Below are 17910 nucleotides of genomic sequence, written 5' to 3'. Positions count from 1 at the left end.
GATCTGAATCTGGCGCATCCTCTTCCTCCTGCCTGGGCGTGCTCTGGTAGCTATACGCTCTCGCATGAGGGCCGGTTCACACATGCGGAGGATTACCTACCCGATACCCGAACTACCCCCTACCGCCACCTCCGGGACGCCTGAGGGTACGGCGGGGGTCGACGGTCGTCGACGGTGTGGAACCGTCAGCCGGTCGAGGGGAGTTCCTTCGGGTTGAGGCCGAGTTCCTCGTAGGCGACCTGCTCGATCTCGCGTGCCATCGCCTCGCGGAACGCCGCGACCAGCGCCTGGCCGGCCAGCGGGATGATGCCTTCGAGGGTGCGCTGGATGTCCGGCCAGCCGTCGGCCGGCATCCCGGCCTTGGTGAAGTCCCGCCAGACGGTCGAGCGGAACAGTTCGACGTACGTCTTGGCGACCGCGTCGGCCTGCGCGAACAGCTTCGGCAGCATCTCGAAGATCGCCTGCATCGGCACGCCGAGCTTGATCACCTCGAGCCCGGTACGGAGCAGGTCGGGGTTCGGGATCCGCAGCCGGCCGTCCTCGAGCCGTTCCGCGATGCCCAGCTCGACGATCTGCTCGATCACCGCCGGGTCGTGCGGTACGCCGGCCCGGGCGGCCAGCTGGTGTTCGTCGAGCTCCTCCGGTTCCGCGGGCGTCCACGGGTTCACCAGGGTCTCGAACACGCCCAGCGCGAGCTCGCCGTCGGGCAGCTCGGCCATCATCCGCTCGACCGCCGCCAGCGTGTAGCCCTTGTCGAGCAGCTCGCGGACCAGCGTCAGCCGGGCCACGTGATCAGGCCCGTAGTACCCGGTCCGGCCGACCAGCCGCGGCGGCGCGATCAGGCCCCGCCCGGCGTACGCGCGCACGTTCCGGACGGTCATCCCGACCTTGGCGGCCAGCTGGTCAACCGTGAGCTCCGCTTCCACCCTTGACAGTCTTCCAGACTCCACGTTACATAGTGGATGTAACATACTTCATGGCGCATGACTTATGTCCCGAAGGAGTCCGCGCGGATGGCTGTTCCCCTGGCGACCACCGGTACCGCGACCTTCGACCAGATCGCGATCGTGACCGGCGTGGTCTCGCTGATGTTCGTCGCACTCGCCGTACTCCTGTGGCGCGAGCGCACCGGCCACGTCACGCTGGTAGGGAGGCTCGCGGACACCATCGGGAGACTGGACGGAGTCCCCCGATGGGCCGCGCTGACGCCGTACCTGCACGCGGTCTCGCTGCTCGCCTGCGCGTTCGGGGTCTGGTGGGACATCGCCGTACACATCGACCGCGGCCGCGACACCGGCCCGTTCGGGACACCGGCGCACTACCCGATCTTCTTCGGCATCCTCGGCGTGATCGTGTCCGGCGTACTGCCGATCGCCCTTGCCGGCGAGCCGCTCCCGGAGCGCGCGATCAAACTCACCAAGGGCTGGCGGATCCCGTGCAGCGCGGCGCTCGTCACCGTCTGCGGCATGTTCGCGCTGGTCGGCTTCCCGCTGGACGACGTCTGGCACCGGCTGTTCGGTGAGGACGTCACGCTGTGGGGCCCGACCCACCTGCTGATGATCGGCGGCGTGGTGTTCTCGATCTTCGCCCGGCTGCTCGCGATCGCCGAGGTCGAACAACTGGCCGGGCCGAACAAGCGCCGGCTCTTCCAGGAGGTGGTGTCGGTCGGCGCGCTGCTGATCGCCTGGGACCTGTTCGGCACCGAGTTCAACTACGGCGTACCGCAGTTCCCGCTGATCCTGCAGCCGATCCTGATCGTGTTCGGCGCGGCGATGGCGTTCACGATCCTGCGGGCGCGGCGCGGGTCGGGGTCCACGTTCGTTGCCCTCGGCGTCTACCTGCTGATCCGCGGCGGGATCGCGTTCGTGGTCGCCGAGCCGCTCGGCGAGATCGTCGGGCACTTCCCGTTGCTGGTCGTCGAGGCGCTCCTGGTCGATGTGACAGCGTTTGCCCTCGGCAACAAGAACCGCTTCCGGCTCGGTGTGGTCGCGGGCGTGCTGATCGGCACCGTCGGCGTGGTCGCGGAGTACGCGTGGAGCCAGGTCTGGATGCCGATCGCCTGGCCGTCGTCGATGCTGCCGTCCGCGATCGGGTACGGCGTGATCGTCGGCATCGGAGCCGGTCTGGTCGGCGCTTGGCTCGCCACCCGGTACGCCGAGGTCGCGGGCGAGGAGCGCGCGATCGGGATCAAGCACATCCGGCCGGTCGCGGTCCGGCGTACGCATCAACTCGGCGCCGCCGGGCTGGTCGCGGTCGCGGCGACGGTGTTCTTCTGCGTACCGCGGTCCGCGGATCCGGGCGTGACCGGGGTCGTGTCGTTGGAGCGGGTGGCCACGGGGGCCGAGCCGACGGCGTACGTCACGATCTCGCTCACGCCCGCGGACGCCGCTAACGGCGCGCGCTGGTTCGAGGCGCTGGCCTGGCAGGGCGGCGGGCTGGTGCACGGCCCGATGGAGAAGGTTGCTGACGGCACCTACCGGTCGCGGGACGCGTTGCCGATGTACGGGAAGCGGAAGTCGATGATCCGGCTGCACCAGGGGCAGCGGGACCTGGTCGCCGCCTGGGTGTACGCGCCGGAGGACGCCGAGATCGCGAAGCCTGCCGTGCAGGTGTCGAACGGGCAGACGGTCCGGTTCGTGAACGAGCAGCAGGTGCTGCGGCGGGAGGAGCGCGAGGACGTGCCACGATGGATGTGGAACGCCGGGTACGGGCTGCTCGCCGTGGTCGGGCTGCTCGAGGTGCTCGGGATCGCCTGGCTGGTCGGGCGCGGCGCCCGCGGCGGACGTCTCCGGGCGGTCGACATCAGAACCGCCGAACAAAGGGAACGGGAGATCGCGTGACGATCGAGTTGGAACGCTCCGGGGTGACCACCCCTGACGGCGTGCGGCTGAACGTCGAGGTGACCGGGCCGGCCGACGCGCCGGTGACGGTGCTGCTGGTGCACGGCTGGACGTGTTCGACCCGGTCCTGGCACAACCAGGTCGAGGGGTTGCCGCAGATCCTCGGGCGGGACGCCGTACGTGTCGTGACGTACGACCACCGCGGTCACGGGCGTTCGGATGCCGCGCCGGCCGGCTCGACGCGGTTGGACCAGCTGGCTGACGACCTGGTCACGGTCCTCGACGAGGTCGTCGGCGACGGCCCGGTCGTGTACGCCGGCCACTCGATGGGCGGCATGACCCTGATGGCCGCCGCCGACCAGTACCCAGACCTCTTCGGCCCCCGCATCCGCGCCGCCGCCCTGGTCAGCACCACCTCGGGCCACCTCACCTCCGGGGCACTCGGCCTGCCTGAACGGTTCGACAGGGCGACCGCCCGCCTCATGCCGCGTGCAGTCGGGCTGGTCGGCGCGGGCGTCGACCGCCGTGCCGCCCGCCGAGCAGCAGCCGCCGGCGGTGTCCCCCGGGAGCATCGGTCGCGGCTCACCGCAGCCGCGCGGCGTGCCGCCAACCTGCAGCGGCCTGCTTTGAAGCAGGTGGTGTTCGGGAAGAAGGTGGACCCGGCTGAGGTCGACCTGTTCATGGAGGATCTGGCGATCGTGCCCGGTCTGTCGTACGGCGGGTTCTTCGAGACCATGCTGCAGCACGACCGGGGACATGCGTTGAAGGTGCTCGACCAGCTGCCGGTGGAGATCATGCACGGGACCCGCGACCGGCTCCTCCCGCCCCGGCACGCGAACCGGATCGCCGCCGAGCTCCCGACCGCCCGCCTCTGGTTCTACCCCGGCGCCGGCCACATGCTCATGCAGGAACGCCCCCGCGACGTCACCCACCGTCTGGCATCCCTCGCCCGCAAGGCCGCCGCCTGAGAGTCGCGTCACGGCCCGACTCGCCGTACTCGCCTACGCTCGACCTCGTGCAGAACCTTCTCTCGGACGTCGTGGTCGTGGACCTGACCCGTGCGCTCGCCGGGCCGCATGCGGCGATGATGCTGGGGGACCTCGGGGCGCGGGTGATCAAGGTCGAGACGCCTAACGGTGGCGACGACAGCCGTGGCTGGGGACCGCCGTTCGTCGACGGTGAGTCGACGTACTACCTGTCCGCGAACCGGAACAAGGAGTCGGTCACCGCGGACCTCAAGTCTGCGGACGGCAAGGAGTTCCTGGCCAGGCTCGTCCAGAAGGCCGACGTCCTGATCGAGAACTTCCGGCCCGGCGTGCTCGACCGCCTCGGGTTCGGGAACGAGCGGCTGCACGAGCTCAACCCCGGCCTGGTGATCCTGTCGATCACCGGGTTCGGGCACGACGGGCCTGAGGGCGGCCGCGCCGGCTACGACCAGATCGCCCAGGGCGAGGGTGGTCTGATGAGCATCACCGGCGAGACCGAACCGACCAAGGTCGGCGCCCCGATCTCGGACCTGCTGGCCGGCATGTACGGCGCCTACGGTGCGCTGGCCGCCCTGCACGAGCGGTCGATCACCGGGAAGGGGCGGGTCGTCCGTACCAGCCTGCTCGCGTCGGTCGTCGGCGTGCACGCGTTCCACGGTACGAAGTGGACGGTGGCGCACGAGTTGCCCGAGCGGGTCGGCAACCATCACGCACAGATCGCGCCGTACGGGCTCTACCGCACCCGTGACGACATCGTCCAGGTAGCGGTCGGCAGCGAAGGCCTCTGGCGCCTGTTCGCCCCGATCGTCGGCCTCTCCGCGGACGACGAACGCTTCGCGACGAACCCGGCCCGCGTCGCCCACCGCGACGAACTGACCGCCGCCATCGAAGCCGCCTTCGCCACCGACTCGGCCGACATGTGGCTGGAACGCCTTGCGGCCAAGGGGATCCCGGCCGGCAAGGTCCGCGACTTCCAGCAGGTGTACGACTGGGAACAGACCCGCTCCCAGGGCCTGCTGATCGACGTCGACCACCCGACGTTGGGCCGGATCCAGCTTCCAGGCCCGCCGCTCCGCTTCGACGACAACCCGTACGCCGGCGCCCGCGAAACCAACCTCCCACCACCACGCCTGGGCGAGCACAACGACGCCGTCCGCGCCTGGTTGGACGAGGAGTAGGGCGGACCGCCACCACTCACCAAGCGGCGTCGCTCGCGGGAGTTCACGCTCACGCGGGCGACGCGGCGCGTCGCGCGGACGAGTTGCTGAGTGCTGGAGGTCCGCCGACCCTTCCAGCCAGCTCGAACAGCTCCCGCTTGCTCCCGTCTGCGTTGAAGCTGGGTCACGGATCCGTCGGCCGGCCTGGTGAGGGGTTGACGGGCCCGAGCGACCCGGTCTAGCGTCCGGGAAATCGATTACTCGCCCGAATCGTGGAGGTGCTGTGGTGCCGAACCTCGTCACGATGAGTGGGATCGGGAAGCGGTACGGCGGGGTGCGGGCGTGTCACGAGGTGGACTTCGCGCTCGGGGCCGGTGAGGTGCACGCGCTGCTCGGCGAGAACGGGGCCGGCAAGAGCACGCTGATGAAGATCCTCTCCGGCGACGTCACGGACTACGACGGCAGCATCGCGATCGACGGCCGCCCGATCCGGTTCGGCGGGCCGACCGACGCGCAGTCCGCGGGTATCGCGATGATCCACCAGGAGCTCGACCTGGTCCCCGGCCTGTCCGTCGCGGACAACATCTTCCTCGGCCGCGAGCTCCGCACGCCGTACCGCACCGTCGACCGCCGCCGGATGGAACGTGCGGCGCGCGACCTGCTCGATCGCGGCGGCGTCAGTCTCGACCCGCGCCGCCCGGTCGGCGATCTCCGCGTCGGCGAGCAGCAGCTCGTCACGATCGCGAAGGCGATCTCGCTCGACGCCCGGGTGCTGATCATGGACGAGCCGACCTCCGCGCTCACCACGTCCGAGGTGGAACGGCTCTTCGACGTGATCCGCGAACTCCGCCAGCGCGGCGTCGGTATCGTCTACATCTCGCACCGGATGGAGGAGATCGCCCAGATCGCCGACCGCGCGACAGTCCTCCGCAACGGCCGGATCGTGACCAGCTTCGACCCGCGCGAACTCAGTACCGCCGAAGTCGTCGAGGCGATGGTCGGCCGCCCGGTGCAGACCATGTTCACCACGCCTGACAGCCAAACGGGCGACGAGCTGCTCCGCGTCGAGAACCTCGCCGTGAAGGCCAGGCGTTCCGGCCGTCGCGACCCGGACGGTATCTCATTGACCGTCCGCGCCGGCGAGATCGTCGGACTGGCAGGACTGCTCGGCGCCGGCCGTACCGAACTTCTCGAGACCCTGTACGGCGTCGCGCCCGGCGGCGCGCGGTCCGGCCGGATCCTCCTGCAGGGCAAGCCGATCCACCCGCGCGGCCCGCGCGAGGCGCTTGCCCAGGGCATCGGCTTTGTCCCGGAGGACCGGCGCGCGTCCGGGCTCGTGCTGTTCCACTCGATCCTCGCGAACACGGTCGTCTCGAGTCTCCCGGCGTACGGCCGGCTCGGGGTGGTCGCGCGCCGGCTGGAACGGACCGCGTCGCTGTCGATGGCGGACCGGTTACGGCTGAAGTTCGGGCGGCTGCAGGACGAGGTCGGCACGCTGTCGGGCGGGAACCAGCAGAAGGTCGTGTTCGGCCGGATGCTCCTGACCGAGCCCAAGCTCCTGCTCCTGGACGAGCCGACGCGTGGCGTGGACGTCGGTGCCAAGGCCGAGATCTACCGGCTGCTCGGAGAGCTCGCCGCGCAAGGTATCGGCGTACTGCTCGCCTCGTCCGAACTCCCCGAACTGGTCGGGGTCTGCGACCGCGTCGTCGTCCTGCGGGACGGCAAGGACGTGGCGTCGTTCAGTACGGCGGACTCGGGCGAGGGCGATCTGCTCGCCGCCGCGATGGGACACATCGAAGCCGGAGGAGTGCGATGACCGACGTACAGGACCCCCCGGTGGTGGCTGCGCCCCCGGCCGAGCAGCGCAGCGTGGCCGCGACGCTGTTCCGGTTCCAGAGCGTGTTCGGGCTGATCGCGGTGTTCGTCGCGGCGATCATCTTCTCGCCGCGCAAGAACGGCGACATCCTGTTCATCAGCGCGGACAACCTGGCGAACGTGGTCCGCGCGGTGTCGGAGATCGGCATCATCGCGGTCGGGATGACGTTCGTGATCCTGATCGGCGGCATCGACCTGTCGGTCGGCGCGGTGCTCGGGCTGGCCGCGGTCGGTTCGGCAGTCCTGATGGTCGAGAACGACTGGGGCTTCCTGCCGTCGGTGGTGCTCGTGCTCGCGATCGGCCTGGTGTTCGGTGCTCTGCAAGGGATCGCGACCGCGATGATCGGGATCCAGTCCTTCATCGTCACGCTGGCCGGTCTGCAGATAGCGCGCGGCCTGGCCCGGATCTGGTCCGGCGGGCAGGGCGTCGCGATCGCGTACGGCAACGGTCCGAACGAGGCGCCGGCATCGTTCGCGCTGCTCGGCGAACGCACCTTCGGCGGGCTGGTACCGATCCCGGTGATCATCTTCGCGGTGGTCGCGGCCGCCGCCGTCGTCTTCCTCCGGGTCAGTGCGTTCTCCCGGCACCTGTACGCCGTCGGCGGCAACGAGAAGGCCGCGCGGCTGTCCGGCGTACCGGTGGTCCGGGTGAAGGTCGCGGTGTTCGCGATCTGCGGGCTGCTCGCGTCGCTGGCCGGCATCGTGCACGCCGTCCAGCTCAACCAGGGCAGCCCGAACGACGGCATCGGCTACGAGCTGGACGCGATCGCCGCGGTGGTGATCGGCGGTACCAGTCTGGCCGGCGGCCGCGGTTCGGTGGCCGGGACGGTGGCCGGCGCGCTGCTGCTCGGCGTACTGAACAACATCCTTGCCCTGAACAACATCGACTCCAACATCCAGCTCCTGATCAAGGGACTGGTGATCGTTGCCGCCGCCGCGCTGCAACGGCTCCGCCCCACCTCCTGACGAAAGGTCTGTCATGAAGTTGCCGCTCGCAGTTGCCGCGGTCGCCGCCCTGGTCCTGGCCGGCTGTGGAACCACCAACGAACGAACCGCGGGCTCGTCGCCCGGGGCAACGAAGTCCTGTAAGGGTGCCGACGGCAAGTACACGATCGGGATGAGCCAGGCGAACGTCGCCGAGCCGTACCGGCAGCGGATGGACGACGACATCAAGGCAGCGGCCAAGGAGGTGCCGCAGTTCGACGTGAAGTTCGCCGACGCGGCGCAGGACAACGCCAAGCAGGTCGCGGACGTGGAGAACTACATCACCCAGCAGATCGACCTGCTGATCATCAGCCCGAACGAGGCGAAGCCGCTGACCGCGGTGGTGAAGAAGGCGTACGACAAGGGCATCCCGGTGATCGTGCTGGACCGGAAGGTCGAGGGCGACGCGTACACCGGGTTCATCGGCGGCGACAACGTGCAGATCGGCCGCGAGGCCGGGAAGTACATCGCGGAGAAGCTGCTGCCGCAGGGCGGGAACGTGGTCGAACTGAAGGGACTGGCCGGCGCCACGCCGCAGGCCGAGCGGCACGAAGGGTTCGTCGAGGGGATCAAGGAGAACCCGAAGGTCAAGGTGATCGCGTCGGCGAGCGGTGACTGGCTGCGGGAGAAGGGCCAGTCGCAGATGGACGCGCTGCTGAAGGCGAACCCGAAGATCGACGTGGTGTTCTCGCACAACGACCCGATGGCCGAGGGCGCGTACCTGGCCGCGAAGGCGGTCGGCCGTGAGAAGGAGATGAAGTTCACCGGCATCGACGCGCTGCCGATCCCGTCCGGCGGTATCAAGGCGGTCGAACAGGGCCGGCTGTCCGCGACCTTCACCTACCCGACCAACGGTAAGGAGGCGATCGCCGCCGCCAAGAAGCTCCTGATCGACTGCGGCACGATCCCGAAGACCCAGACGCTGCCGACCCGGCTGATCGACCCGTCCAACGCGGCCAAGATCTACGCGGAGGAGAACCCCACGGGGTGAGTGCCCGTGCACTTTACGTACGGAACCTCGGTGCTTTACCAGTGACATGAGAGGATCACCCGCGTGACTGCATTACCGAGTGTTTCGTACTCCATCACCGTTCGCCTCGAGGTGCCCGCGGGTGGCTCGACAGTGAGCAAGCTGACGACCGCGGTCGAGCAGGCCGGCGGTCTGGTCACCGCGCTCGACGTGACCGCGTCCGGCCACGAGCGGCTGCGGATCGACGTCACCTGCGCCGCGGCCGACACCGAGCACGCCGGGCGGCTGGTCGAGGCGATGCGCGCCGTGCCGGGCGTCGAGATCGGCCGGGTCTCGGACCGGACCTTCCTGATGCACCTCGGCGGCAAGATCTCGATGGAGGCCAAGCACCCGATCCGCAACCGGGACGACCTCTCGATGATCTACACGCCGGGTGTCGCGCGGGTCTGCCTGGCGATCGCGGCCAACCCGGACGACGCCCGCCGGCTCACGATCAAGCGCAACAGCGTCGCCGTCGTCACCGACGGTTCCGCCGTACTCGGCCTCGGCAACATCGGCCCGAAGGCCGCGCTGCCGGTGATGGAGGGCAAGGCCGCACTGTTCAAACGGTTCGCCGGGATCGACGCCTGGCCGCTGTGCCTGGACACCCAGGACACCGAGGCGATCATCCAGGTGGTCAAGGCGATCGCACCGGGCTTCGCCGGCATCAACCTGGAGGACATCTCCGCGCCGCGCTGCTTCGAGATCGAGGCCCGGCTGCGCGAGGAGCTGGACATCCCGGTCTTCCACGACGACCAGCACGGTACGGCGGTCGTCGTGCTGGCGGCGCTCTTCAACGCGCTGCGAGTGGTCGGCAAGGACATCGGTGAGATCCGGGTGGTGCTGTCGGGCGCGGGCGCGGCCGGTACCGCGATCCTGAAACTGCTGCTCAAGGCCGGCGTGCAGGACGCGATCGTCGCCGACATCGCGGGCGTCATCCACACCGAACGTGACGGGCTGTCGCCGGAGCTGCGCTGGATCGCGGAGAACACCAACGCGGCCAAGTACAGCGGTGACCTGAAGGGTGCGCTGAGCGGGGCGGACGTGTTCATCGGCGTCTCCGCGCCGAACATCCTGAACGGCGCCGACATCGCCACGATGAACAAGGACGCGATCGTCTTCGCGCTGGCCAACCCCGACCCGGAGGTCGACCCGGCCGCGGCGCACGAGCACGCGGCCGTGGTGGCGACCGGGCGCAGCGACTTCCCGAACCAGATCAACAACGTGCTGGTCTTCCCGGGCGTCTTCCGCGGTCTGCTCGACGCGCAGTCGTCGAAGGTGTCGATCGACATGGAGCTGGCCGCCGCGAAGGCGCTGGCCGGTGTCGTCACCGACGACGAGCTGAACGCGGACTACATCGTGCCCAGCGTCTTCCACCCGGAGGTGCACACCCGGGTCGCGCACGCGGTCCGGGACGCGGCCGGGGGCAAGGCGCCGGCGCACGAGAGCTTCCCGGACGACGCCCCGGCCCTGTGACTGCTGCATGACGATCACGACGGAAACCCGGTCCCGCGCCGGGATCTGGGTCTGGCGGATCGCCTTCGTCGCGGCGGTGGCGCTGCAGCTGTACGGCGTCTACGCGCCGCGCGAGGCCGGTCCGAACCTGGGCATCCCGCAGATCGACAAGGTCGCGCACTGCTTCCTGTTCGGCGCGGTCGCGTTCACCGGCCTGAAGGTCGGCCTGCCGGGCCGCTGGTTGCTCGGGGCCCTGGCCGCGAACGCGGTGGTCAGCGAACTCGTGCAGCACTGGTTCCTGCCGCAGCGCGACGGCGACCCGTTCGACACGCTCGCCGACCTCGCCGGGGTCGCGCTGGGTGCGTGGCTGGCGACGGTAAAGCGCTCGCGGCTGCCCCGTCGTACGCCATGATGGAGGTATGACGGTCTCGACCCTGACCGGTTCGCTGCTGGTGGCGACCCCGTTGCTCGACGAGCCGCCGTTCCGCCGGTCCGTGATCCTGCTGCTGGACCACGACGACGACGGCGCGCTCGGGGTGGTGATCAACCGCGCCGCGGACCTGTCCGTGGACCGGGTGCTGCCGAACTGGTCGTCGGCCGTCGACGAGCCGGGCGTGCTGTTCATGGGCGGCCCGGTCGGTACCGACAGCGCGCTCGCGGTCGCCGAGGTGGCCGCGGACATCGACCCGCCCGGCTGGCGGGAGTGCTTCGGGCGGATCGGGCTGGTCGACCTCGACGTACCGCCGGAGCTGCTCGAGGGCGCGATCACCCGGATGCGGATCTTCGCCGGGTACGCGGGCTGGTCCAGCGGCCAGCTGGAGGGCGAGATCGCCGAGGGTGCGTGGTACGTCGTGGAGTCCGAGCCCGCGGACGTGTTCGGGCACGATCCGGACACGCTGTGGCGACGGGTGCTCCGCCGCCAGAGCGACCAGGTGGCCTACGTGTCGACGTACCCGGACGACCCGACCCAGAACTGAGGTCCTGTCCGGCTACTCCTCGCCGCCCTCGTCACCGGGGTTGAGCGACTCCCAGATCTCCTTGCACTCCGGGCAGACCGGGAAGCGCTGCGGGTCGCGGCTCGGCACCCACACCTTGCCGCAGAGCGCGACCACCGGCGTGCCCATCACCATCGCCTCGGTCAGCTTGTCCTTCGGCACGTAGTGCGAGAACCGCTCGTGATCGCCGGGCTCGGCCGGTGCCGGCTTGGTCCGCTCGTCGACAACCGTCTCCGCGCCGGGGGTCAGCTGAGTACTCATACCCCCGAGTGTAGGACGTGTCACCAGCCGACCCGGAACTTTTCCACAGCCCCAAGATCCCCCGGGCATATGTGCAGGTCGCGAAGGTCACCGGGGACGAACCGGCGCGCCTGACCAGCCCGTTCGACGTGACGGTGGTGCCTGCGGATCTGCTCTCGTAACCGATCTCGGGTAACCTTCCTGCCCGGCACACTGTCGACCTTCGGGGGAGTAGCTGTCTGTGGATTCGCACGTGCCGGCCAATCCTGCTGTCCTGCCACCGGCCTATCCGGACCGTGCGGCGTGGGGTACCGCGAGCAAGCTGCGAGCCTGGCAGGCCGAGGCGCTCCAGCAGTACCTGGACGCCAACCCGCGGGACTTTCTCGCGGTCGCGACGCCGGGCGCGGGCAAGACCACCTTCGCACTGACCGTGGCCGCGGAGTTGCTGCACCGGCGGCAGATCGAGCGGATCACCGTGGTCACGCCGACCGAGCACCTCAAGGTGCAGTGGGCCGAGGCCGCGGACCGGGCCGGGATCGCGATCGACCCCGCGTTCGCCGGGCGCCGCGGCAAGACCAACAAGGACTACCAGGGCGTCGCGGTGACGTACGCCGGGGTCGCGGTGAACCCGCTGGCCTTCCGGGTCCGGACCGAGCGGTTCAAGACTCTGGTGATCCTCGACGAGGTGCACCACGGCGGCGACGCGCTGAGCTGGGGTGAGGGCGTCCGCGAGGCGTTCGAGCCTGCCGCGCGCCGGCTCTGCCTGACCGGTACGCCGTTCCGCAGCGACGACAACCCGATCCCGTTCGTCACGTACGAGGAGGGCCACGACGGTGTCGCCCGGAGCAAGGCGGACTACACCTACGGGTACGGTCACGCCCTCCGCGACCACGTCGTACGTCCGGTCATCTTCATGTCGTACTCGGGTGAGATGCGCTGGCGGACCAAGGCCGGTGACGAGGTCGCCGCGCGGCTCGGCGAACCGTTGACGAAGGACCTCACCGCGCAGGCGCTACGGACCGCGCTGGACCCGGCCGGTGAGTGGATGGGCGCCGTGCTCGCGGCCGCCGACAAGCGGCTGACCGAGGTACGGCGGCACATGCCGGACGCCGGCGCGCTGGTCATCTCGGGCGATCAGAACACCGCCCGCGCGTACGCGAAGACGCTCCGCGAGCTCACCGGCGAGGCGCCGACCGTCGTACTGTCCGACGAGAAGTCGGCGAGCAAGAAGATCGCGAAGTTCTCTACGGACGAGTCGCGCTGGATGGTCGCCGTCCGGATGGTGTCCGAAGGCGTCGACGTCCCACGGCTCGCGGTCGGGGTGTACGCGACGCCGACGTCGACGCCGCTGTTCTTCGCGCAGGCCGTCGGGCGGTTCGTCCGGGCCCGGAAGCGCGGTGAGACGGCGTCGGTGTTCGTGCCGTCGGTGACCCGGCTGCTCGGGTTCGCGGCCGAGATGGAGGTCGAACGCGACCACGTCCTGGGCCGCAAGAACAGCAACGACGACAGCGACATCTTCGCGCTCGAGGACGACCTGCTGAAGCAGGCCAACCAGACCGAGGGTGCGAGCGACGAGCTCGAGGGGAACTTCGAGGCGCTCGGGTCGGACGCCAGCTTCGACCGGGTGGTGTTCGACGGCGGCGACTACGGCACCGGCGGCGAGAACGCGTCGGACGAGGAGCTGGACTTCCTCGGGCTGCCCGGCCTGCTGGAACCGGACCAGGTCCGCGAGCTGCTGCACAAGCGCCAGCAGAAGTCGCTGGCGGCGCAGAAGAAGTCGCAACGGTCGACCGGCGATCGCGAGGATCCGACGCCGACCGAGCTGGCCACGCACGAGCAGATCTCGCTGCTCCGGCGCGAGCTCAACGGTCTGGTCGCTGCCTGGCACCACCGTACGGGCCAGCCGCACGGCGTCATCCACAACGACCTGCGCCGCAAGCTCGGCGGTCCGGCCGCGGCACACGCGTCGTCGATCCAGCTGAAGGAGCGGATCGAACTGATCCGCGACTGGGCGTCCCAGCGCCGCGCCTGACCGCTTCCGCGCTGGGGCGTCAGACGATGGCGCCGGACCAGGCGAGGGCCTGCTTGAGGAGCTGGCCGCGGCCGCCCTCGAGGTCGTTGAGGAGGCTCGGTGCGAGGGCCTCCTCCGGGGTCAGCCAGGTGAGCTCCAGGGCGTCCTGCCGCGGGTTGCACTCGCCGGTGACGGGTACGACGTACACCAGCGCGACGGCGTGCTGCCGCGGGTCGTGCAGCGGGGTCATCCCGGGGAACGGGAAGTACTCCGCGACCGTCACCGGGACCAGCGTGGCCGGCAGCCGCGGGAACGCCGCCGGGCCGAGGTCCTTCTCGATGTTGCGCTGCAGCGCGTCGCGGATCGACTCGTTGTGCAGCACCCGCCCGGAGACCAGGGTGCGGATGATCTCGCCGGTCGCGGCCGAGGTCCGCAGCAGCACCCCGATGTGCTCGATCTGGCCGAGGCCGTCGACCCGGGCCGGGACAGCCTCGACGTACAGGATCGGAACCCGGGACCGGGTCTCGGCGAGCGCGAACTCGGACAACCAGCCGGGATTCGGATCAGGCGTTTGCACAGACATGACCACATCTTTGCGCAAGGCCGGGACTGGCGATCCATCGCCTACTGCGCGGCACTCGGCACGGCACCTCGCCGCACGGGTGCAAAGGCCACGATGCTCCGCATCGAGTCCTTCGCCCCCGCGCGCCGATGCACCGCACCGAGCACCTGCTCGCTACGGCGCTGGACCGCCAGTCCCGGCCTACGGTCTGAAAGCGGATCGGTACTGGGATGGACTCAGTCCGAATGTTGAGCGGAATCTTCTCGTCGCGTGGCTCGGGTCGTGCCAGCCGACTGCGGCGCCGATGGTCGCGATCGGCAGCTCGGTCTCGATCAGCAGGCCGGCGGCCCGCTCGGCGCGGATGCGGTTCAGGTACGCCATCGGCGACATCCCGACGGACTTGCCGAAGAGCCGGATCAGATACCCGGGCGCGAGATTGACGCGTGCTCCGAGCTGTTCGAGCGTCCACGGCTCGGCCAGGTCGGCTTCCAGCAGGCGCATCGCGTGCTGGACGGCGGGGTGCGCGGGCGCTTGGATGCTGGGACCTCCTGGCACCAATGCGCCCGACAACAACCCGAACACATCCGGTCCCAAATAGGCGTTCCGGACGACCAAGCCGTCGCAGTCGACGTACCCGTGCCACTCGCCCGGGCGGATCACGACCACCGAGTCCGGCTCGAGCAACACCTCGCCGGCCGCCGACACATGCGTACCCCGACCAGCGACAACGACAGCGATCTCGAAGAACGCGTGGCTGTGCACGGCAACGTCCGCAACCAGCTCGACCCGCTCACCCGCCACCGGCAGCCGCGGATCCGGGAACACCTCACTGCTCAGCACGTTGTGCACGAACCACCCACCAGAAGGAGGTCAATTTCGGTCAAGCCATGGTCAACCACATCCTGTCCCCGGCGGCATCGACCCACGACGCTGGAAACACCTTCCAGTACGACGGAATCCAAGGAGCCACCGCATGACCACCACCGAGCCTACGGCGCCCGTCACGGTCGACGACGAGACCATTTCCGCCTACCGCCGCGACGGCGTGGTGCGGATCCGGAACATCATCGGCCGCGACGAGGCGGCCCGGTTCGCCGAGGCTGCCCTGGCCGCCTCGGAACGCGCCGACGACAACTACAGCGGGTCGAAGATCTTCAACCAGTACGTCAACGTCTGGCGGCACAACGACGTACTGAAGGAACTCACCCTCGACCCGCGCCTGGCCGCCGCCGCGACCGCGCTGGCCGGTGTACCGGTCCGGATCTGGCACGACCAGTTGCTGATCAAGCCGCCGCACAACGGCGCAGCGACCGAGTTCCACCAGGACGCGCCGTACTGGCCGCACGCCGGCTCCCGCGCGTCACTGTCCGCCTGGATCGCGCTGGTCGACGTACCGGTGGAGCGCGGCTGCATGACCTTCATCCCCGGCTCGCAGAACCACCAGGACCTGCGCAGCCAGGACCTGTCCGACCGCGACGACATGTTCCGCGCCGCGCCCGACCTGCGCTGGGAGGAGCGCCTGACGATCCCGCTACAGGCCGGCGACTGCACCTTCCACAACGCGTACCTGGCGCACTCCGCGACCCCGAACCTCACCGACGACCCGCGGATCGCGCACGTGAACATCTACATCGACGCGGAGGCGACGTACACCGGCTCCGCCCACGTCGTCACCGACGGCCTCGGCCTCACCGTCGGCGCCCCGCTCGAGCACGAACTCTTCCCGAGGGTCTGAAACTTACAACGTGGCATAAGTTGTCTGCGTGCGTCTGCTCACCGACATCCGGCCACTGCGGGAGTCCCCCGACTTCCGCAGGTTGTGGATCGGGTCGACGGTGTCGCAGCTCGGCCAGCAGATGACCGCGGTGACGGTCTCGATCCAGGTGTACGCGCTGACCCACTCGACCTTCGCGGTCGGCCTGGTCGGGCTGTGCTCGCTGGTCCCGCTGATCGTGTTCGGGCTGTACGGCGGCGCGATGGCCGACGCGATCGACCGCCGTACGCTCTCGCTCGTCTCGTCGAGCGGGCTGTGGCTGCTGTCGATGGTGCTGGTCCTGCAGTCGCACCTCGACTGGGGACAGGTCGGCGTGCTGTACGGCGTGGTCGCCTGTCAGTCGGCGTGCTTCGCGGTGAACAACCCGGCCCGGTCGGCGATCATCCCGCGGCTGATCCGGCCCGAACTGCTGCCGGCCGCGAACACGCTCAGCCAGGCGGCGTTCAACCTGGGCTTCACGGCGGGGCCGCTGCTCGGTGCGGCGGTGATCGCCTGGCAGGGGTTCGCGGCGGCGTACCTGGTCGACGTGGTCACGTTCACCGCCGCGCTGTACGCGCTGTTCCGGCTGCCCGCGGTGCCGCCGACCGGGGCGGTCCGGCGGGCCGGGTTGCGGTCCGTACTGGAAGGGTTCACGTTCCTGCGCGCGGCGCCGGCGTTGCTGGCGACGTTCCTCGCGGACATCCTCGCGATGGTGTTCGCGCAGCCGCGGGCGCTGTTCCCGGCGGTGGCGGGTGCGTTCTTCGGTGGCGGCGTACGGACCGTCGGCGTACTGCAGGCCGCGCCGGCGATCGGGGCGCTGATCGGGGTGATCTTCTCCGGGTGGGTGACCCGGGTCCGCCGCCAGGGCGTGGCGATCGTGGTCGCGATCACGGCGTACGCGGCGGCCGTCGGGCTGTTCGGGTTGTCGCGGACGATCTGGCTGGGCGTCGCGCTGCTCGCGATGTCCGGGGCGGCCGACATGGTGAGTTCGGCGTACCGGAACACCGTGCTGCAGTCCGCGGCGCCGGACGCGATGCGCGGGCGGCTGCAGGGCGTGTTCATCGTGGTGGTGGCCGGCGGGCCACGGCTTGGCGACTTCGTCGTCGGTACGACGTCCTCGCTGACCACCCCGACCGTGGCGCTGCTCGGCGGTGCCGCGGTCTGCGTCACCGGTCTGCTGATCCTGCTCGCCCGCAACCGCCCGTTCCGCGTCTACGACTCCCAGACCCGCGCGCTGAGCTGATCAACCGCCGGTCACGAGTTTCTTGACGACCGTGAACCAGGAGTCCATGTCCGGGTTGATCGCGGTCATCTCCTTGCCGCCGACCGTGACCAGCTTGCGGTCGCCGAGTGGCTTCTTCAGCTTGACCGAGGTGATCGAGACGTTGCTGTCCGGCGGGCACGGTACGTCGCTGTCGATGTACACCTTGATCTCGGTGTCCTCCTGCTCGACGCGCAGGTCCGACGCGCACTTGCCGAGGGTGCCAATCACCAGGTCCGCTTCGTCGTACTTCGGGGCGTTCTGGATCCACTGCAGGTACTTCGGCTTCTTGCCCTTCACGACCTGGTAGTACTGCACCGGCTGCGGGTTCTTCTCGTCCGCGTACCCGGTGCCGTCGCCGAGGAACGTGCCGTAGATCATCTCGTAGCACGGGTCCTTGGTGTCCGGGCCGTCCTCGGCGCCGAACGCGCGGGCCGCCTTGTAGCAGCCGACCGCCTCGCGGTTCAGCGAGAAGATGTTGAAGCCGATCAGCGCGATCGCGCCGAGCACCATCGCGATCGCCAGCATCCGGCGGGACCGCAGCTGCTGCGGGCCGAGCATGCCGGCCGCCCGGCGGGACTCCTCCGGGCTCGGGTCGTCCGGCAGCGGGGCGGTGCGGAACAGCGCCATGATCGAGCTCGTCCACTGCGGGTTGATGATGGTCGGAACGGCATAGACCAGAATCAGACCCACGATCACGAGGACGGCGGGGAGCAGCGACCAGTAATTTCGCACGGCAGCAAGATACGGGCCCATCGGGCCGCGCACGAATAGCGGATACT

17 protein-coding genes are annotated in these 17910 nt (G+C 69.6%); 12 read left to right on the top strand and 5 right to left on the bottom strand.

From position 1 onward, the window contains the following. Positions 1-185: 185 nt before the first annotated feature. Entirely contained in the window at positions 186-926 is a 741-nt protein-coding gene (locus ACZ5BU_RS15985; RefSeq protein WP_465699517.1) for a MerR family transcriptional regulator, read from the bottom strand. Positions 927-1013: 87 nt separating this feature from the next. On the opposite strand from ACZ5BU_RS15985, the gene ACZ5BU_RS15980 reads away from it, so the two are divergent. The 9 genes from ACZ5BU_RS15980 to ACZ5BU_RS15940 all read left to right on the top strand — a co-directional run bounded on the left by ACZ5BU_RS15980 (position 1014) and on the right by ACZ5BU_RS15940 (position 11283). Further along, positions 1014-2840, top strand: coding sequence for a hypothetical protein (locus ACZ5BU_RS15980; protein WP_465699515.1), 1827 nt, complete (start codon positions 1014-1016; stop codon positions 2838-2840). After that, the gene (locus ACZ5BU_RS15975; RefSeq protein ID WP_465699513.1) at positions 2837-3808 is read left to right on the top strand and encodes an alpha/beta fold hydrolase; all 972 of its coding nucleotides are present in this window, start codon (positions 2837-2839) and stop codon (positions 3806-3808) included. The genes ACZ5BU_RS15980 and ACZ5BU_RS15975 overlap by 4 nt, the downstream gene beginning before the upstream one ends. Positions 3809-3855: 47 nt before the next feature. After that, positions 3856-5004, top strand: a complete 1149-nt coding sequence (locus tag ACZ5BU_RS15970; RefSeq protein ID WP_465699511.1) for a CaiB/BaiF CoA transferase family protein — start codon at positions 3856-3858, stop codon at positions 5002-5004. Positions 5005-5269: 265 nt separating this feature from the next. After that, entirely contained in the window at positions 5270-6799 is a 1530-nt protein-coding gene (locus ACZ5BU_RS15965) for a sugar ABC transporter ATP-binding protein (protein WP_465699509.1), read from the top strand. Further along, complete coding sequence (locus ACZ5BU_RS15960; protein WP_465699507.1) at positions 6796-7824, top strand: ABC transporter permease; 1029 nt, start codon at positions 6796-6798, stop codon at positions 7822-7824. The genes ACZ5BU_RS15965 and ACZ5BU_RS15960 overlap by 4 nt, the downstream gene beginning before the upstream one ends. A 13-nt stretch (positions 7825-7837) precedes the next feature. Next, a complete protein-coding gene (locus tag ACZ5BU_RS15955; RefSeq protein ID WP_465699505.1) occupies positions 7838-8833 on the top strand; it encodes a substrate-binding domain-containing protein in 996 nt (331 codons plus the stop codon). A 63-nt stretch (positions 8834-8896) separates the two neighbouring features. After that, the gene (locus tag ACZ5BU_RS15950; RefSeq protein WP_465699503.1) at positions 8897-10327 is read left to right on the top strand and encodes an NAD-dependent malic enzyme; all 1431 of its coding nucleotides are present in this window, start codon (positions 8897-8899) and stop codon (positions 10325-10327) included. A gap of 7 nt (positions 10328-10334) precedes the next feature. Beyond that, positions 10335-10718 carry a VanZ family protein gene (locus ACZ5BU_RS15945; protein ID WP_465699501.1) on the top strand — a complete coding sequence of 128 codons (384 nt, stop codon included), beginning with the start codon at positions 10335-10337 and terminating at the stop codon, positions 10716-10718. Between the two features lie 7 nt (positions 10719-10725). Beyond that, complete coding sequence (locus tag ACZ5BU_RS15940; RefSeq protein ID WP_465699499.1) at positions 10726-11283, top strand: YqgE/AlgH family protein; 558 nt, start codon at positions 10726-10728, stop codon at positions 11281-11283. 12 nt (positions 11284-11295) lie between these two features. On the opposite strand, the gene ACZ5BU_RS15935 is transcribed toward ACZ5BU_RS15940, so the two are convergent. Then, positions 11296-11562, bottom strand: a complete 267-nt coding sequence (locus ACZ5BU_RS15935) for a DUF3039 domain-containing protein (RefSeq protein ID WP_465699498.1) — start codon at positions 11560-11562, stop codon at positions 11296-11298. Between the two features lie 220 nt (positions 11563-11782). Here ACZ5BU_RS15935 and ACZ5BU_RS15930 point away from each other — a divergent pair, with 220 nt between their 5' ends. Further along, positions 11783-13573, top strand: coding sequence for a DEAD/DEAH box helicase (locus ACZ5BU_RS15930; RefSeq protein WP_465699496.1), 1791 nt, complete (start codon positions 11783-11785; stop codon positions 13571-13573). A gap of 19 nt (positions 13574-13592) precedes the next feature. Here ACZ5BU_RS15930 and ACZ5BU_RS15925 read toward each other — a convergent pair whose 3' ends face one another. Both ACZ5BU_RS15925 and ACZ5BU_RS15920 read right to left on the bottom strand, forming a co-directional pair. Further along, positions 13593-14135, bottom strand: a complete 543-nt coding sequence (locus ACZ5BU_RS15925) for an NUDIX hydrolase family protein (protein ID WP_465699494.1) — start codon at positions 14133-14135, stop codon at positions 13593-13595. A gap of 180 nt (positions 14136-14315) precedes the next feature. Next, positions 14316-14963 (bottom strand): helix-turn-helix domain-containing protein, encoded by a 648-nt coding sequence (locus ACZ5BU_RS15920; protein ID WP_465699492.1) that lies wholly within the window; start codon positions 14961-14963, stop codon positions 14316-14318. A gap of 124 nt (positions 14964-15087) precedes the next feature. On the opposite strand from ACZ5BU_RS15920, the gene ACZ5BU_RS15915 reads away from it, so the two are divergent. Together ACZ5BU_RS15915 and ACZ5BU_RS15910 are read left to right on the top strand one after the other, a co-directional pair. Beyond that, positions 15088-15849 (top strand): phytanoyl-CoA dioxygenase family protein, encoded by a 762-nt coding sequence (locus ACZ5BU_RS15915; protein WP_465699490.1) that lies wholly within the window; start codon positions 15088-15090, stop codon positions 15847-15849. 28 nt (positions 15850-15877) lie between these two features. Continuing rightward, the gene (locus ACZ5BU_RS15910; protein WP_465699488.1) at positions 15878-17110 is read left to right on the top strand and encodes an MFS transporter; all 1233 of its coding nucleotides are present in this window, start codon (positions 15878-15880) and stop codon (positions 17108-17110) included. On the opposite strand, the gene ACZ5BU_RS15905 is transcribed toward ACZ5BU_RS15910, so the two are convergent. Next, positions 17111-17863, bottom strand: a complete 753-nt coding sequence (locus ACZ5BU_RS15905) for a hypothetical protein (protein WP_465699486.1) — start codon at positions 17861-17863, stop codon at positions 17111-17113. It abuts the gene before it with no gap. Between the last annotated feature and the right edge of the window lie 47 nt (positions 17864-17910).

The organism is Kribbella sp. NPDC031520 (assembly GCF_055580825.1).
The sequence above is the reverse complement of the archived record's forward strand: the minus strand, read 5'-3'. Positions and strand labels throughout refer to the sequence as shown.

Excerpts from the sequence above, each read along its gene's own strand:
- ACZ5BU_RS15980 (WP_465699515.1), top strand. The coding sequence starts at position 1,014 with ATGGCTGTTCCCCTGGCGACCACCGGTACCGCGACCTTCGACCAGATC.
- ACZ5BU_RS15960 (WP_465699507.1), top strand. The coding sequence starts at position 6,796 with ATGACCGACGTACAGGACCCCCCGGTGGTGGCTGCGCCCCCGGCCGAG.
- ACZ5BU_RS15955 (WP_465699505.1), top strand. The coding sequence starts at position 7,838 with ATGAAGTTGCCGCTCGCAGTTGCCGCGGTCGCCGCCCTGGTCCTGGCC.
- ACZ5BU_RS15945 (WP_465699501.1), top strand. The coding sequence starts at position 10,335 with ATGACGATCACGACGGAAACCCGGTCCCGCGCCGGGATCTGGGTCTGG.
- ACZ5BU_RS15940 (WP_465699499.1), top strand. The coding sequence starts at position 10,726 with ATGACGGTCTCGACCCTGACCGGTTCGCTGCTGGTGGCGACCCCGTTG.
- ACZ5BU_RS15935 (WP_465699498.1), bottom strand. The coding sequence starts at position 11,562 with ATGAGTACTCAGCTGACCCCCGGCGCGGAGACGGTTGTCGACGAGCGG.
- ACZ5BU_RS15925 (WP_465699494.1), bottom strand. The coding sequence starts at position 14,135 with ATGTCTGTGCAAACGCCTGATCCGAATCCCGGCTGGTTGTCCGAGTTC.
- ACZ5BU_RS15915 (WP_465699490.1), top strand. The coding sequence starts at position 15,088 with ATGACCACCACCGAGCCTACGGCGCCCGTCACGGTCGACGACGAGACC.